We start from the raw sequence: 16,758 nt of genomic DNA, 5'->3' as shown, positions 1-16,758 counted from the left end.
TCACCCGTCCGCCGCTCGTCAGCAAATTAGCAAGCTAATTCCTGTTACCGCTCGACTTGCATGTGTTAGGCCTGCCGCCAGCGTTCAATCTGAGCCATGATCAAACTCTTCAATTAAAGTTTTGTTGGCCGCTCTTGTTAAAAGGCGACCGGCTCAATGATTTTTACTGATATTCTTGTTTCATTCTTCTTGCGAAGAAATGAAGCATAAATTGACTGTGTCATCTTTCGATGATTAAGGTCACTCAGTTCATTGATAAATCTTTCGACTTAAAATCTTACGAGTGCCCACACAGATTGCATGGTCAAATTGTTAAAGAACATACTGACTAGGTTGCTGGCTAAGCGCCGTGCTCCGTGTCAGTGAGGTCGCATTATAGGGGGATTTTTGCGAGTGACAACTCTTTTTTAAACAAAAAAAACCAACCGTTCAAAATTTGAACACGATTGGTTTTTGTGGGCTAAATCTTACTCGCAAGACGTAATTTTAAAGGCTAATCAAACTCGCTATATTTAGATATGACAGTATCTAAATCCACTGTCTGGGGGGTATTCCAACGATCAGTCCAGTTTACTGATACTTTAATGTGTTTAGTACCAAGTACAGGAAAATCATTTTTTACGACAACGACTCTACTGACTGTTGTTCCAGCCATTGATAGCGATTCAGTACTACCCTTTATGTCGCTATATAACATAGTGCCAGTTCCTGCACTTTGTGAGCGGGTCCGAAATAACTCTAGTTTTTCTTCTGCTAAGTATAAAGTATCAATGCTGTGAAGCGCATTTTCAGATTTCACTTCCATATAAGCTTGAAGCTTTACAAGACCAAGTACACCGACAGTAAGAACAACAAAGGAAATCAGTACCTCAATAAGACTAAAACCTTTCGATTTAGAGATCATACCAAGATCCCTCAAGCCAAGTTAATTTACCATTAATAAACTCACCTGATTTACCTGCATTATATGAAGGAATGATAGAGCCATTAATTCTAACGGTTCTATCAGGAGCATCAATACCAATAGCTCCATCAATATAAGTTGAGCCATTGACAAAAAAGCTTACATTTAAAAAATTAGGATCTATATCCGATTTATTAAACGCTCTGACAGGAAATGTAATATTATCAACTCGGTCTTCCCATATTGATTTTGCATTTAGTGCTATTGATGCATATTGATATAACAGCCCATTAAATGCACCCGAAGCATTAAACTCCACAAAACCATCATGAATCACCAACATGATTGACTTGTCAGAAACCACACCGCCAAAAATATTAGCACCTAATGCACATGACCCATCAACCCAGATCTTTTTATTTCCAGCTAAAAAGGAAGCTTCAACTAATTTCGAACATTCTGTAATCCATCCTTGCGCTGTAACTGCATCCCCACCTTTTCCATTGACTATACTTGGGCTAATAATATCTCCCTTTGAATCTTGAGCAATTTCACTTCTAACTGTTTTCCATTCGGCATGGTCAACACCAAAAATATCCTGAAATACATCTACAGTGGTGTTTTCGATAATATCCAAGCCCTTGACTAAATCACTCACAACAAATCCAGTAGGTATATTTGTTGTATCAAACAGATTAGAACGATAACGACTATCACAAGTAAATGTGATTGCCCCTCCCGGCCCTCCACCATGGTGACTAACTGTGCTATCCGTTGTTAAAAAGTGTTCATCTGTACCACTTGCGCTACTTATATAGCTAACAACCCCACTCGTCACAACTGACTGACAAGCGAAGTTGTCAGCGCTAATAAACGTTTCTGTCGGATTGGGGACAAAGTGCTGAGAACCTGTAAGTTCTAGAACGGAAGCATTCATCTTAATAGTGCTATTTATCCCTCCGCCAAACTTAGCAGTCTTTGTGACAGTTGATTTTGCTACGATACCAGATGAAGCTTCTGACACAATTCTAATCTGATTGCTTGACGGAAATGAAAAACGTATATCCGTATCCACAAGATTATTACTACAAGTATTCATATAGGCTGGATCATTTGGCAGATTACTTGATGCATTCATTTCTGAAAAAGCACACTCAAGCCCACCCTCAGCTCGCCAATGCGCTTGCCTTGCCAACACCTCATTTTGCGTTCGCTTAATTTGGTAAAAAGCATTTTTATAAGATGCTAATGAAAATAATAACGACACCACTAATAACATGGCCGTTACTAATAAAGTCGCCATTCCTTTTTGACTCTTCATTAATTCCAATTCCTTGTTTTAATTTTTGTTGATACCGTTTTTATATAACTCGTTTTTGGTAATGTCGCTGATAAGCGAATATCGACAATTGAAGACGTTGCAGATGATGTCGATAGAGGAGTTGGCACCACATCAAAATCAGTAACGTTTATGTAAGCTTGATCCATTAATGAAAAGACGGTTCCAGCTCCGCAACTTGCATCACTCTGGGTTATACCACCTACTGACGGTGTAACCATATCAACACACATTTGAATCACGTTATTAGGTAATGCCGACTTAAATCGAAACTTCACAATTCGCCATTCAGCATTTTCATCTTCATACACATAACTAATTGAATCATTTGCGGAGTTAACAACAATGGTCGAAGAGGCGCCAGATAAGGTCAAAGTTCCTGAATTATCCGAATTATAACCTGCTCGCTGTATGTCGTTTTTCATGATCCTTATTGCATCATTCATATCTTGAGCTAGCATCAACTGTTTTATTCGTTCAGCAGCCATATTATGCCCACTTAGAAAAATGCTCCCTACAGAGGCTAAAACAATGAGGCCTAGACTCGAAGCAACCAACAATTCAATCAGCGACATACCTCGTTGAAGGCAAACAAGATTAACCACACGATTTATAGCCATAATACTCCCCTGTTTCACCACAAGTTCTTACGCGACCAGTTAACTGATTAATCATAACTTTCACGTCTTTACTCGAATCTATATATAACCAGTAACTCCCTGAATTGCTCGGTGTGGCTCGAACAGGGTCAATCGTATAGCTAACATAATTATTTGATGCTTTTATCGATACTCTCTTGAAATCTTGACCATCGATGAGTGCAATAGCTATATTTTTTGCAGAAGCTCGATCTGTAATTACAGCTGCTTTTAATGTCACAGCCAATACCCAGTTACCATCATCCTGATATGTTAATTCACCTGAATCATCCCGAACAAAATGCACTTTCAACTCTTCATTACGCATCACAGCTTCTGATTTTGCTTGAACCAACAGCCACTCGATTTCTGTAGCTAACCGCTTCACTTTATTTGAATCAATTAACTGACTGAACGAAGGGGCGGCGGCAGAAACTAAAATAGCGACGATTGCGACGGTAATAATCAGCTCTAGCAGAGTAAACCCAAGAGTCTTCCAGCTATTAAAATGTATATGGTGTAATGATTGAACCATTCCGCGAGGCATTCCCCAGTTCCCTTTATAAACATGTCGACAGCATAAGTTCAACTTGATTCATATCGTATCACCAGAGCAAAATACCCCTGATTATAAAGAGATAATTATCGAGTGAATTCGAATATTAGAGGAAGGAGCCGTCAATGAATGAACAAAAAGGCGTGACACTGATCGAGTTACTTATCACTGTGGCAATTATTGGCATATTAACCGCTATTGCTTACCCTTCTTATCAATCACATGTTTTGAAGAGTTATCGCAATCAAGCGATGGGGGATTTAGTAATGATTCAGCTCGCATTAGAAGAAAAGCGAACTAAGGGGCACACTTATAACGATACAAATAATACTGTGGCAAACCTTTGCCCAAGCTGCGATATAAGTGGGGAGCGTTACAACTATGCTATTACCGCAACAACAACCAACTATACAATTACTGCAGCTAGGCAAAACGCACAACTTAATGATTTCTGTACTGATCTAACAATAAAAAATACAGGTCAAACCGGACCAGCTGGTTGTTGGTAATAAAGTTTATGACCCAAACAACTTTCTATCATGCTTTAGATGAAACTATTTTTGTTATTGATACAAAAAAGCCGACTTTCGTCGGCTTTTTTCGTCTAACTAATCAATCAAACATTAACCAGTTAAATCATCAAAAAATTTCTTCACACCATTGAAGAAACCTTCAGACTTTGGCTTATGCTTACTTGCTGCATTTCCACCAAAGCTTTCTTCTAGCTCTTTAAGTAGCTCTTTTTGATGAGAACTTAAATTAACTGGTGTTTCAACAACTAGCTTACAAATCAAATCGCCAACAGCACCGCCGCGTACAGACTTAACGCCTTTACCACGCATACGGAACATACGTCCGGTTTGTGTTTCTGATGGTACTTTTAGATTTACGCGACCATTCAAAGTGGGTACTTCTACTTCACCACCAACGGCGGCCATCGTAAAGCTAACAGGTACTTCGCAATATAGGTTGTTGCCATCACGTTCAAAAATTGAATGCTCTGCAACATGTACCTGTACGTACAAATCACCAGCTGGCGCACCAAATTCACCCGCTTCACCTTCACTAGAAAGACGAATACGATCACCCGTGTCAACACCCGCTGGAATCTTAACTGACAAGGTTTTCGTTTTTTCAACTCGACCTTGACCATGACATGAATTACATGGGTCTTTGATGATCTTGCCGCGACCGTGACAATGTGGACAAGCTTGCTGTACAGCAAAGAAACCTTGACGCATTTGTACTTGGCCTTGGCCATGACAAGTGCCACACGTTGTTGCTGATGAACCTTTCTTGGCACCAGAACCGTCACACGAATCACAACCAACCAATGTTGGTACACGGATTTCTTTAGAGCAGCCACGAACAGCTTCTTCTAATGTCAGTTCCATGTTGTAGCGAAGATCGGAGCCACGTTGAGCACGCGACTGTTGACGTCGACCACCGCCGCCGCCACCAAAGATATCGCCAAATACATCACCAAAGATGTCACCGAAATCAGCGCCGCCGCCACCACCGTAGCCGCCACCACCGCCACCTTGTTCAAAGGCTGCATGGCCGTACTGATCGTATGCCGCTTTCTTCTGAGGGTCGGTCAGAATTTCATACGCAGTTTTGACTTCTTTAAATTTTTCAGTCGCATCTGCTTCCTGATTGCGATCAGGGTGAAATTTCATTGCAAGGCGTTTATAAGCCTTTTTAATCTCACGTTCTCCGGCGTCTCGACCAACACCTAGAACTTCATAAAAATCGCGTTTTGACATACTTAACTGTCACCTGCTTTAAATACAGCTACGGGCGATAGAGTAACCCCTAACGCCCGTTCGAAAATAAGATTATGAATTAACTATCTTATTTTTTTTCGTCTTTAACTTCTTCGAACTCAGCGTCAACAACATTGTCATCTTGCTTTGCTTCTTGCTCGCCTTCACCGCCTGGTGCTTGCTGAGCTTGAGCTTGCTGTTGAGCGATTTCCATAAGCTTCTGAGAAGCAGCAACTAGCGCTTGAACTTTCGCGTCGATTGCTTCTTTATCTTCAGCTTTACGTGCTTCTTCTAATTCAGAAACAGCAGCTTCGATTTTCTCTTTGTCTTCAGCTGGTAGTGCTTCGCCAGCTTCTTCAATTTGCTTACGAGTACCGTGAATTAGCTGATCAGCTTGGTTACGAGCAGTTACTAACTCTTCGAACTTCTTGTCCGATTCTTTGTTAGCTTCTGCTTCTTGAACCATTTTCTCGATATCTTCGTCGCTTAGGCCGCTTGAAGATTGAATCGTGATCTTCTGCTCTTTACCTGTGCTCTTATCTTTAGCAGATACGTGCAAGATACCATCAGCATCTAGGTCGAATACTACTTCGATTTGTGGCATACCACGAGCAGCAGCTTGAATACCTTCAAGGTTAAACTGACCTAGTGATTTGTTATAGCTAGATTGCTTACGCTCACCTTGAAGAACGTGGATAGTTACCGCGCTCTGGTTGTCTTCTGCAGTAGAGAAAACTTGGTTCGCTTTCGTTGGGATAGTTGTGTTCTTCTCGATTAGCTTAGTCATAACACCACCCATGGTTTCGATACCAAGAGATAGTGGCGTTACGTCAAGAAGAAGTACATCTTTCACGTCACCCGCAAGAACACCACCTTGAACAGCCGCGCCTACAGCAACAGCTTCATCAGGGTTTACGTCTTTACGTGCTTCTTTACCAAAGAACTCAGCAACTTTTGCTTGAACCATAGGCATACGAGTTTGACCACCAACAACGATTACGTCAGTGATTTCGCTTACAGATAGACCAGCATCAGAAAGAGCAACTTTTAGAGGCTCAAGAGAACGCTGTACAAGATCTTCAACTAGAGACTCAAGCTTCGCACGAGTCACCTTGATGTTCATGTGCTTAGGACCAGATGCATCTGCAGTGATGTAAGGAAGGTTTACATCAGTTTGTTGTGCAGAAGAAAGCTCAATTTTCGCTTTCTCAGCAGCTTCTTTTAGACGCTGCATTGCAAGAGGATCGTTGCGAAGATCCATGCCTTGTTCTTTTTTGAATTCTTCAACTAAGTAGTTGATCATGCGGTTATCGAAATCTTCACCACCAAGGTGTGTATCACCGTTAGTTGAAAGAACTTCGAAAGTCTTCTCGCCTTCTACTTCATCGATTTCGATGATAGAGATATCGAATGTACCACCACCAAGGTCGTAAACTGCGATAGTGCGATCGCCGCCTTTCTTATCAAGACCGTAAGCAAGTGCAGCTGCTGTTGGTTCGTTGATAATACGCTTAACTTCTAGACCTGCGATACGACCAGCATCTTTCGTTGCTTGACGCTGAGCATCGTTAAAGTATGCAGGAACAGTAATTACTGCGCCTGTTACTTCTTCGCCTAGGAAGTCTTCAGCTGTTTTCTTCATTTTCTTAAGAATTTCAGCAGATACTTGAGGAGCAGCCATTTTTTGGCCTTTCGCTTCTACCCATGCATCACCGTTATCAGCTTTGATGATTTTAAAAGGCATGATTTTAAGATCACGCTGAACTTCTTCATCTTCAAAGCGACGACCGATTAGACGCTTAATTGCGTATAATGTGTTCTCAGGGTTTGTTACCGCTTGGCGCTTAGCAGGTTGACCTACTAGCGTTTCACCATCTTGGGTGTAAGCAACAACAGATGCCGTAGTACGCTCACCTTCCGCATTTTCAATTACGCGCGGTTTGTCGCCATCAAGTACTGCTACACAAGAGTTAGTTGTACCCAAGTCAATACCAATAATTCTACCCATCAGGCTTTTCTCCGAAATTCATTTAATTTTACAAGCGCGTCCGAAATGAACGTCGCTATATGGGTTATACCCAGACAAAATAAGTTTACGATGTCGTATGATTACTAAATAAGGCCAATCATCCCCATTTCAAGGGCAACACCCAAAAAATATTTAAATAAAATAAAAAACCCACCGTAGTGGGTCTTTTTAAAGCATTTATACAGTTATGCTTGCATATCTACACTGCCAGCAGCAGCTTTAGATACCATTACCATTGCAGGACGAATAATACGGCCGTTAAGCTCATAACCTTTCTGCATAACAAGCATTACCGTATTTGGTTCATGCTCTGCACTTTCCTGAATAGACATTGCTTGATGGAATTCAGGGTTAAATGCTTCACCTACAGGGTTGTGCTGCTTCAGACCGAATTTCTCAACCGTTGCAGTCATTGTTTTAAGCGTTAGTTCAACACCTTCAATCATTGACTTCAACGCTTCGTCATTCTTATCTGCCATCTCGATAGCACGTTCAAGATTATCGATAACAGGCAATAATTCTTCAGTAAATTTATTCAATGCAAATTTACGAGCCTTATCGATTTCTACTTCTGAACGTCGACGAACATTTTCACCTTCTGCGCGAGCACGAAGCACGTTATCTTGCGCTTCTTTTACTTTTGCATCACTTGAAAGTAGCGCTGCTTCTAATTCAGCAATACGTGCGATTTGCATTTCTTCAGCAGTAATTTCTACAAATTCTTCCTCAGCAGAAACAGTCTCAGCCGCTTCTACAGTCTCTTGCTGCAGCTGTTCATCCTGTAGTTTTTTGTCTTCATTGTTCATGCTTTTACTTCTCCGCCAAGATACTGATGTATTTTAAATACAATTGTTCACAAATTTGAGTAGATAAACCAGTATTATCTGCTCAAAAAAAACATTCATGTGCCTATTATGGGGATGAACGTCAATGATTCAAGCAGAGTTCGCTAACAAAGCGCGACAAGTCTCTAAACCTAAGGCTATACTGGCCTCACTATCATTTGTCGGATCAAGGACATGAAGCGCATTTTTCAAACAATCGCGTTAATTGGTAAGCCAAGAAACCCAGATGCTCTGCAAACTCACAAAACCCTCTTTGACTGGTTAACAGGCAAAGGCTACGACGTTTTAGTCGATCATCGATTAGCGAACGACCTTGATGTGCCTCAAGACTGTTTGTGCGATTTACTTACTATTGGCGATAAAGCGAACCTCGCGATTGTCGTCGGTGGCGATGGCAACATGTTAGGCGCAGCGCGCGTGCTATCGCGTTTCGACATCGCTGTTATTGGGGTTAACCGTGGTAATTTAGGTTTTCTGACAGATCTTGACCCAGAAAGCTTCAAAGAAGAATTAACCCGAGTTTTAGAGGGTGAATTTGTAACGGAACGCCGCTTTTTATTAGAAGCAGAAGTTCATCGGCACGGACAAATAAAAAGCCGGAACGCCGCATTAAACGAAGCCGTATTACACCCAGATAAGATCGCTCACATGATCGAATTTGAAGTGTATATTGATGATAACTTCGCCTTTTCTCAACGTTCTGATGGTTTGATCATTGCAACCCCGACAGGCTCAACAGCCTATTCACTGTCTGGTGGTGGCCCTATTCTGTCGCCAAGTTTAAATGCAATAGCCTTAGTGCCGATGTTTCCACATACGCTATCAAGTCGTCCTTTAGTGGTCGATGGTGATCGTTGCATTAAATTACTAGTGTCGCCCGATAACGGCAGTACATTAGAAGTAAGCTGTGATGGACAGGTTTCCCTACCTGTTAGCCCTGGTGATGAGGTCCATATCTATCAAAGCCCTGAGCAATTACAGCTTATTCACCCTAAAAATTATAACTACTACGGTGTACTCCGCGCCAAATTAGGTTGGTCAAGTAAACTGTTTTGATCACGCATTTTTTCTGAAAGCAAAAAGCCAGCATCTTATTGCTGGCTTTTTATTACCTGAAATTCATCGACTTACCATATTCGACTTTTTCATCAAATATTTCACCACAGTACTTTACTGTACTTAGATACAGTATATACTGTATGAAAACACAGGTGTTGATTTAAACAGGTGAACACATGCTTTCTCATATGACTATCTCTAACTTTGCTATTGTCAAAAACCTAGAATTTGAACTCAAGTCAGGAATGACCACTATTACTGGTGAAACCGGTGCAGGTAAATCGATCGCGATTGATGCGCTTGGTCTCTGCCTTGGTGATCGCGCTGAAGCGTCTATGGTTCGTCCTAACGAAGATAAAGCAGAACTTTCTGCCGCATTCTCATTAAAAAATAACCAAGCAGCGCGCCGCTGGCTCGAAGACAATGAATTGGTCGATGGTGAAGAATGTATTCTTCGCCGAGTGATAACAAAAGAAGGTCGTTCTCGTGGGTTTATTAACGGCAGCCCTGTTCCTGCTTCTCAGCAGAAGTCATTAGGCCAATTGTTGATCAATATTCATGGTCAACATGCCCATCAGCAACTAATGCGTCCTGATTATCAACAGCAAATGTTGGATCAATATGCGGGTCATCACCTTTTAATGGATAAAACACGTCAGGCTTATCAAAACTGGCGTCAGACGAATAATGAATTAAAGCGCCTAACTCAAAATCGTGAAAAAAATGAAGCACAAAAGCAACTTATTCAATACCAAGTAAAAGAACTGCATGATTTGGCACTTGGCGAAGACGAATACAGCGAGATAGAAGAAGAACATAAACGCTTATCAAATAGCGGTGAACTTGCACTTTCGAGCCAAACCGCCCTATCGATTTTATATGACAACGATGATGGCAATGCCTTACAGCTGCTTCAAATGGCAAGCCAGCAAGTCGTATCCTTAGGTGAGTTCGATAATAGCTTGAGTGCAATTCCACAAATGCTGGAAGATGCCATTATCCAAGTTCAAGAAGCTAGCCAAGAGCTACGGGGTTATTTAGATAATCTGGATATGGATCCCCAACGCTTAGTCTACCTAGAAGAACGCATTGCTAAAATTTTATCGTTAGCCCGTAAGCATTACGTTATGCCTAACGAACTCTTCCAGAAACACCAAGATCTACTCAAAGAGTTAGAACAACTTGATTGTAGCGATGAGCGACTGGAAGAACTTGCAGAGCTTGTTGAAAATAAACGACAAGCATTCTTAGCAACAGCAGAAAAACTCAGTAAAAGTCGCCACCGTTATGCCAAAGAGCTTGATAAAAAGATCTCTTGCAGCATGCATGAACTCAGCATGGAACATGGCATCTTTAAAATTGACGTACAAAATGATGCAGAAGGTATGTTAAGCCCACTAGGCTTCGACACCATCACCTTCTTAGTATCCACCAACCCAGGTCAGCCGCTGCAGCCCTTAGGTAAAGTCGCATCTGGTGGTGAGTTATCGCGTATATCGTTAGCCATTCAAGTGATAACAGCCCAGAAAATTGAAACACCCAGCCTTATATTCGATGAAGTCGATGTCGGTATTAGTGGGCCAACAGCCGCAATTGTCGGAAAAATGCTGCGTACTTTAGGCAATTCAACCCAAGTCATGTGTGTAACACACTTACCGCAGGTCGCAGGCTGTGGCCACCAGCAAATGTTTGTCGCCAAGAAGAGCACCAAAGGACAAACAGAAACAAGCATGTGCCCTTTAAATGACGACGCACGTGTTGCCGAGCTAGCAAGATTGCTGGGTGGGAGTGAGATTACCGACCGTACACTAGCAAATGCGAAAGAATTACTGATTGCAGCATAAATATTGATATAAATTAGCATTATGTTCTGATTAATGAGACATATCGCTAATCATTTTGGCTAAGATGAAATAAACTTAAGTAGAAATGCAACTATAGGGGCTGACAGCAGTCTCAATTAGAGTTTTTTCTTTACCACTTTTTTTACTTCTGCTTTGACCTTGTTTATCATCGCAGCAGTTAAAGCTAAAAAGCCAGGATGCTATGAGTTGGAAAAATATCGCCGCACTAACACTAGCGTTAAGCTTACTTAGTGGTTGCTCAGTAATTGAGAAATTGGTTTACCGTATTGATATCAACCAAGGTAACTACCTTGAGCAATCTGATATTGATACGCTTCGAATGGGCATGAACAAAGAACAAGTAAGCTATGTACTAGGTTCACCAATGCTTGTAGAGCCAAGCTACCCTGACACTTGGTATTACGTGTATTACCAACAACCAGGTCATGAAGAAAGCGTACAAAAGAATTTGATTTTGACGTTTGATGCTCAGAACAAGTTGCTTGGAATGAAAGGTGATTATCAGCCTGGACCAAACTTCTTAACTGCCATCAATTAATGAAAAAGCTCGCATTGGCGAGCTTTTTCTTTATCTGCTTTATAATACCAATCTAGACAAGTACCTGATCATTCTTGCTGGTTTAAATTGTTTATAACTACGTTAGAAATTTTATAATTAGAACCACTAGTTACTTCAATTTCTGCCTTGTTATTATCAATTTTTCCTGCGCAATTATCTGACCATTTACTTATCCAGAATGGTATAACGTCAAGAGCGACAAGCAAACCACATTACTACCGTTTTATTTCGCCTCAGATTTTGCTTTTAATGCTTCTTTCTTGGCTTGTTCAGCACGCTTACGACGGATCTCTTTCGGATCGGCCAGTAAAGGTCGATAAATCTCAATCCTATCGCCATCACGTACCGTCGCATTGAGCTTCACATTACGACTGTACACACCGATCTTATTTTTCTTCAAATCGATCTCTGGAAACATCGCCAATATTCCGGATTGCTCAATGATCTCTTGAACATCCGTTTCTGAGTTAATCGCCAGCTTGATCACTCGCTGATTATTAGGCAGAGCATACACAACCTCTACATGAATCAACTTATCATTAGAACTCATAAATTTCTTTTGCTCGCTTGGTAAAGGCACTTACCATATTGCTAGTCAAATCGCGGAACACTTTACCAAATGCCGCATCCACTAATCCGTTGGTAAATTCAAAATCTAAATTCAGCTCAATTTTACACGCTGTCGCATCAAGCTCTATGAATTTCCAACCACCCACTAACTTCTGAAATGGGCCATCAACCAACTGCATGTCGATGGTATTAAAATCAATCAGCTGATTACGAGTCACAAACGTTTTACGTATGCCCGCTTTCGACACATCGACAGAAGCCATCATATGCTCACCAGAACGTTCAATAATTTTAGTACCTGAACATCCAGGTAAAAACGCGGGGTAAGATTCAACATCATTAACAAGTTCAAACATTTGCTGGGCACTAAACGGTACAAGTGCAGAGCGACTGATCTGAGGCATAGATTCTCCTTAAGCTTCACAAACCCCTCACGCATAGATTTTACAGCGATAAAATCAAAATCTATGCGAAGAAGTGGCTCAATGATACCATTAGTCGGTAAACAGCCAAAATCAGAGCGAATACAGTTAAACTTTCAACGACATAACAACGTAGAAACCTGTATTACACTCTACTCGACCAAACTGATGAACATCTGTTTTGGGAATAGCAACATAAAGAAATGGATACCCCATGGCTAAGAAACCGAATAAGTCAGATAACACCATTGCCAAAAACCGTACCGCCAGACACGAATTTGCCATCCAAGATGATTATGAAGCCGGGCTTCAACTACAAGGCTGGGAAGTAAAAGCAATTCGTAACGGTAAAGTAAACATCGCCGAAAGCTATGTGTTTCTGCGTGATGGTGAAGCGTTTATTTCAGGTGTAACAATCACACCACTGAATGCGGCCTCAACCCACGTTGTCGCCGATCCAACGCGTACTCGTAAACTATTATTGAATCGTAAAGAAATCGATAAGCTACTGGGTGCGGTAAACCGTGAAGGCCAAACTATCGTTGCATTATCTATGTACTGGAAGGCATCTTGGGTTAAACTAAAGATAGGTACAGCACGTGGTAAAAAGCTGCATGATAAGCGCGCAGATTCTAAGAGCCGAGACTGGGCTCGCGATAAGCAACGCATCATGAAACACAGCACACGATAGTAAGAAAAACGTAAACTGATGGATTTTCATACACATCCACCACGTTCAATAGTAATTTCGTTGACGTGAAAGATTTATATGCTACTATCCATCTCGAAACACCTCTGGGGCTGATTCAGGATTCGACAGGATCAAGAAGGCTTGTGGAGCATGCCGTGGGGCGGTTGGCCACGTAAAAAGCCGCAAAAAAATAGTCGCAAACGACGAAAACTTCGCACTAGCAGCTTAATAACCTGCTAGCGCACTTCTACCCTAGCTTCCGCTTGTAAGACGGGGAATCATAGAAGTTCAAACCCAAACGAGATAGCGAGGGAACCTTTGACTAGAGAGGTGAACCGCGAAATAGAATTCTGGTATGTATTTACATGGCGTGTCTGTTCGCAGTGTACTTACGAGAATAAAGATAGACTAAGCATGTAGCGCCTATGGTTGGATTGCTCTTGGACGCGGGTTCAAATCCCGCCAGCTCCACCAATTTCGTATACGAAGACATCCTAGGATGTCCAGAGAGCCCCCTAAATCAATGGTTTAGGGGGATTTTTTGTATCTATAGTATCCATTAGCGTTTGCTAGTATCCGCAACTTTTGGTATTCCAAGTGGTATTCCATACAAATTGGAGTAATATTTTGGAATACCAATAGGCTTAGAGGCTAGTTAGCATGGGCACTAAAGCAGTACGTCTAAACCAAAAGCAAATCGAACACGCCAAACCCAAAGAGAAAGATTACGTTCTCTCTGACGGTGACGGCCTACAATTACGTGTTCGTACCAACGGTTCTCGCCTATGGAATTTCAACTACCGTCACCCTCAAACTAAAAAACGCGTTAACATGGGCTTAGGCGCTTTCCCTGAACTCACCTTAGCCAAAGCTCGTCAACTTACACTTAAAGCTCGCTCGTTGGTCACGGAAGGAAACGATCCGAAAACCTTTCGAGAACAACAAAAAATAGATGAACAGAAAGCTAGTAAGCACACACTAACCAATGTTACTTCTGATTGGTTTGAGATAAAGAAAGACATTGTCACTATTAACTATGCTGAAGACATTTGGCGCTCCCTAGAAAAACACATCTTCCCTAAACTGGCTAACTACCCTATATCTCAAATAACGGCACCAATGGTGATTGCGATTCTTCGCCCTATTGAAGCCAAGGGCAGTTTAGAAACAGTGAAACGGCTTACCCAGCGGTTAAATGAAGTTATGATCTATGCCGTTAACTGTGGATTAATATTTTCCAACCCACTCAGCGGTATTAAGGATGCTTTCAAGAAGCCCAAAAAAGAAAATATGGCTTCCCTAAAGCCTGATGAATTACCTGAGTTAATGAATGCGATAGCTAACGCTTCTATCAAGCGTACAACACGCTGTTTGCTTGAGTGGCAATTACATACCATGACACGACCAGCGGAAGCATCAGGTGCTCGTTGGGATGAAATAGACCTAGATGCCAAAGTATGGACTATTCCACCCGAGCGAATGAAGAAACGTCGTGAGCATCGTATTCCACTAACAGAACAAGCATTAGATCTACTTGAAGTCATACAGCCTATTAGTGGACATCGAGAGTACGTGTTTCCATCAGATAGAGATCCAATGAAACCATGTAACAGCCAGACGGCAAATATGGCATTAAAACGAATGGGATTTGCGGGAAGACTCGTTAGTCATGGTTTACGTTCACTTGCGAGTACTACACTCAATGAACAAGGCTTTGAGGCTGATTTAATTGAAGCGGCATTAGCTCACGTTGATGATAATCAAGTACGCAGTGCTTACAATCACACTGATTACTTGGAACGTCGCATTCCCATGATGAGCTGGTGGAGTGGGAATATAGAAGAGGCCGCACAAGGCAGCCTCTCAGTGACGGGGACCAAACAAATGAAAATCATTGGTTAAATTAACGGTCAAACCAATCGATTCGTGCAGTAAATTAGCCCTATGCCATTATTTAGATTCTGGTAGCCCTGCCGCAACCTCTTTGAATGCAGCCAATGCAGCCTCTAGGTGATCTATGATCTCTTGTTGCAAAATATCAGGTGCAGGCAGGTTATCTAAGTTGTCTAGGCTATCATCTTTAAGCCAAAACACATCTAGGCTAGCTTTGTCACGGTTGATTAGCTCATCGTAGCTGTAGTATTTAAATCGCTCCTTCTCTGTACGAGCGTGACGATTTTCAGGGTTATAACACTGGATAAAGTCTTTAAGGTCGCTCAACATCATTGGACGTTGTTTCAGTGTGAAATGCTTATTTGTTCTCAAGTCATAAAACCAAATACCTTTGGTATGGACTTTTTCATCACGAGCAGCATTATCAAAAAACACTACATTAGCTTTAACACCATTAGCATAAAAGATACCTGTCGGTAATCGTAGAATCGTATGTACGTCGCAGTTGTTTAGCCATTTACGACGTATGCGCTCACCTGCCCCACCTTCGAATAGCACGTTATCAGGTAAGACTACTGCGGCTTTACCTGTGTCTTTTAAGCTCGAAACGATATGCTGTAAGAAGTTTAATTGTTTATTGGTGGTTGTCGCCCAAAAATCCTGACGCTCATAGGTTAGTGCATCTTTATCTTCCCCACCTTCAGCATTAGTAATGGTCAAGCTGCTTTTTTTACCAAAAGGAGGATTCGCTAATACATAGTCGACCTTATCTTCCCCTTTAATAGGAGTTAGCAACGCATCAGCTCGCTCTACTTCTGGTTCACCATCAATACTACCGATATTGTGAAGGAACAAGTTCATAAGACACATACGGCGAGTTGATGGAACAATCTCATTACCACGGAAAGTATGATCACGCAAAAACTTCACTTGGGCTTTGTTTAGTTTTGATTTTGCTATGGTACTTTCGTCATGCTTTGATGGATTCCAATGGCTCATGCCTTTTTCAATCCACTGTTCGTCACCATAGGTGACCCAATCACTAGCCGTTAAGAAGAACCCACCTGTACCACAGGCTGGATCGGAGATTGTTTTCTTAGGCTCTGGACGAACACAAGCCAACATAGCGTCAATCAATGCGCGTGGCGTAAAGTATTGGCCTGCACCACTTTTGGTATCTTCCGCATTCTTCTGCAATAGCCCTTCGTACAAGTCGCCTTTAGCGTCTGAGTCTAAGCTTATCCAGTTTTCATCGTTAATCATTTTAACGATACGAGCCAGCTTAGCAGGATCGGGGATCTTATTTTCAGACTTGTAGAAAATCGCACCAATCATGCCACTTTCAGATGCTAATTTTTTTAATACCTTACGGTACTGTTCTTCTAGCTTCTCGCCTTTTAAACCCTGCAATGTTTCCCAATTGAACTCTGTCGGAACTTTGGTATCCCTTGAGTAAGGCGGCTGAGCATACTCATGTGCCATTTTTAAAAACAATAGATATGTGAGCTGCTCTAAGTAGTCACCATAACCAACGCCGTCATCACGTAATGTATGACAGTAATTCCAAACTTTTTGTACTAATGCTGGTGCGTTCATTTGTCAATCTCAATAATCATGTGTAT

The 16,758-nt window shown here is 41.6% G+C and carries 16 protein-coding genes, 1 rRNA gene and 1 other RNA gene; 7 read left to right on the top strand and 11 right to left on the bottom strand.

The window, feature by feature from the left end; translation table 11 throughout:
- The 5 genes from C9J47_RS19675 to C9J47_RS19655 form a co-directional block, all read right to left on the bottom strand.
- A 16S ribosomal RNA gene (locus C9J47_RS19675) occupies positions 1-116 on the bottom strand; the annotation flags it as partial.
- 377 nt (positions 117-493) lie between these two features.
- Positions 494-904, bottom strand: coding sequence for a type IV pilus modification PilV family protein (locus C9J47_RS19670; RefSeq protein WP_107255015.1), 411 nt, complete (start codon positions 902-904; stop codon positions 494-496).
- Positions 894-2,225 (bottom strand): hypothetical protein, encoded by a 1,332-nt coding sequence (locus tag C9J47_RS19665; protein WP_107255014.1) that lies wholly within the window; start codon positions 2,223-2,225, stop codon positions 894-896. The genes C9J47_RS19670 and C9J47_RS19665 overlap by 11 nt, the downstream gene beginning before the upstream one ends.
- On the bottom strand, positions 2,225-2,863 hold the full coding sequence (locus tag C9J47_RS19660) for a PilW family protein (protein ID WP_107255013.1): 639 nt from the start codon (positions 2,861-2,863) through the stop codon (positions 2,225-2,227). Before C9J47_RS19660 ends, C9J47_RS19665 begins: the two co-directional genes overlap by 1 nt.
- Positions 2,841-3,428: a GspH/FimT family pseudopilin gene (locus tag C9J47_RS19655; RefSeq protein WP_107255012.1), complete on the bottom strand. Its 588-nt coding sequence runs from the start codon at positions 3,426-3,428 to the stop codon at positions 2,841-2,843. Before C9J47_RS19655 ends, C9J47_RS19660 begins: the two co-directional genes overlap by 23 nt.
- Positions 3,429-3,562: 134 nt before the next feature.
- Between C9J47_RS19655 and C9J47_RS19650 the strand changes: the two genes are divergently transcribed.
- On the top strand, positions 3,563-3,946 hold the full coding sequence (locus C9J47_RS19650; protein WP_107255011.1) for a type IV pilin protein: 384 nt from the start codon (positions 3,563-3,565) through the stop codon (positions 3,944-3,946).
- 114 nt (positions 3,947-4,060) lie between these two features.
- Here C9J47_RS19650 and dnaJ read toward each other — a convergent pair whose 3' ends face one another.
- From dnaJ to grpE, 3 genes are all read right to left on the bottom strand, one after another.
- Entirely contained in the window at positions 4,061-5,203 is a 1,143-nt protein-coding gene (gene dnaJ / locus C9J47_RS19645; RefSeq protein ID WP_107255010.1) for a molecular chaperone DnaJ, read from the bottom strand.
- Positions 5,204-5,291: 88 nt separating this feature from the next.
- Positions 5,292-7,211, bottom strand: a complete 1,920-nt coding sequence (dnaK, locus tag C9J47_RS19640) for a molecular chaperone DnaK (RefSeq protein WP_107255009.1) — start codon at positions 7,209-7,211, stop codon at positions 5,292-5,294.
- A gap of 206 nt (positions 7,212-7,417) precedes the next feature.
- Positions 7,418-8,038 carry a nucleotide exchange factor GrpE gene (gene grpE / locus C9J47_RS19635; protein WP_006230755.1) on the bottom strand — a complete coding sequence of 207 codons (621 nt, stop codon included), beginning with the start codon at positions 8,036-8,038 and terminating at the stop codon, positions 7,418-7,420.
- A 213-nt stretch (positions 8,039-8,251) separates the two neighbouring features.
- Here grpE and nadK point away from each other — a divergent pair, with 213 nt between their 5' ends.
- From nadK to bamE, 3 genes are all read left to right on the top strand, one after another.
- A complete protein-coding gene (gene nadK, locus C9J47_RS19630; RefSeq protein WP_107255008.1) occupies positions 8,252-9,133 on the top strand; it encodes an NAD(+) kinase in 882 nt (293 codons plus the stop codon).
- 179 nt (positions 9,134-9,312) lie between these two features.
- Complete coding sequence (gene recN / locus C9J47_RS19625; protein WP_006230753.1) at positions 9,313-10,980, top strand: DNA repair protein RecN; 1,668 nt, start codon at positions 9,313-9,315, stop codon at positions 10,978-10,980.
- 202 nt (positions 10,981-11,182) lie between these two features.
- Positions 11,183-11,539 carry an outer membrane protein assembly factor BamE gene (gene bamE, locus C9J47_RS19620; RefSeq protein WP_107255007.1) on the top strand — a complete coding sequence of 119 codons (357 nt, stop codon included), beginning with the start codon at positions 11,183-11,185 and terminating at the stop codon, positions 11,537-11,539.
- Between the two features lie 244 nt (positions 11,540-11,783).
- On the opposite strand, the gene C9J47_RS19615 is transcribed toward bamE, so the two are convergent.
- On the bottom strand, positions 11,784-12,110 hold the full coding sequence (locus tag C9J47_RS19615; RefSeq protein WP_006230751.1) for an RnfH family protein: 327 nt from the start codon (positions 12,108-12,110) through the stop codon (positions 11,784-11,786).
- Positions 12,100-12,534: an SRPBCC family protein gene (locus tag C9J47_RS19610; RefSeq protein ID WP_006230750.1), complete on the bottom strand. Its 435-nt coding sequence runs from the start codon at positions 12,532-12,534 to the stop codon at positions 12,100-12,102. Before C9J47_RS19610 ends, C9J47_RS19615 begins: the two co-directional genes overlap by 11 nt.
- 232 nt (positions 12,535-12,766) lie before the next feature.
- On the opposite strand from C9J47_RS19610, the gene smpB reads away from it, so the two are divergent.
- The 3 genes from smpB (at position 12,767) to C9J47_RS19595 (ending at position 15,145) form a co-directional block, all read left to right on the top strand.
- Positions 12,767-13,243, top strand: coding sequence for an SsrA-binding protein SmpB (gene smpB, locus C9J47_RS19605; protein WP_006230748.1), 477 nt, complete (start codon positions 12,767-12,769; stop codon positions 13,241-13,243).
- Between the two features lie 106 nt (positions 13,244-13,349).
- Positions 13,350-13,717: a transfer-messenger RNA gene (ssrA, locus tag C9J47_RS19600) on the top strand.
- 186 nt (positions 13,718-13,903) lie between these two features.
- Entirely contained in the window at positions 13,904-15,145 is a 1,242-nt protein-coding gene (locus C9J47_RS19595; RefSeq protein WP_107255006.1) for an integrase domain-containing protein, read from the top strand.
- A 48-nt stretch (positions 15,146-15,193) separates the two neighbouring features.
- Here C9J47_RS19595 and C9J47_RS19590 read toward each other — a convergent pair whose 3' ends face one another.
- Positions 15,194-16,732 (bottom strand): class I SAM-dependent DNA methyltransferase, encoded by a 1,539-nt coding sequence (locus tag C9J47_RS19590; protein ID WP_107255005.1) that lies wholly within the window; start codon positions 16,730-16,732, stop codon positions 15,194-15,196.
- Positions 16,733-16,758: the final 26 nt, after the last annotated feature.

Origin of the sequence: Photobacterium indicum (genome assembly GCF_003026215.1) — a bacterium.
GTDB classification, from domain to species: domain Bacteria; phylum Pseudomonadota; class Gammaproteobacteria; order Enterobacterales; family Vibrionaceae; genus Photobacterium; species Photobacterium indicum.
Note: the sequence above shows the minus strand (reverse complement) of the source record. Positions and strands in the feature narration are given on the sequence as shown.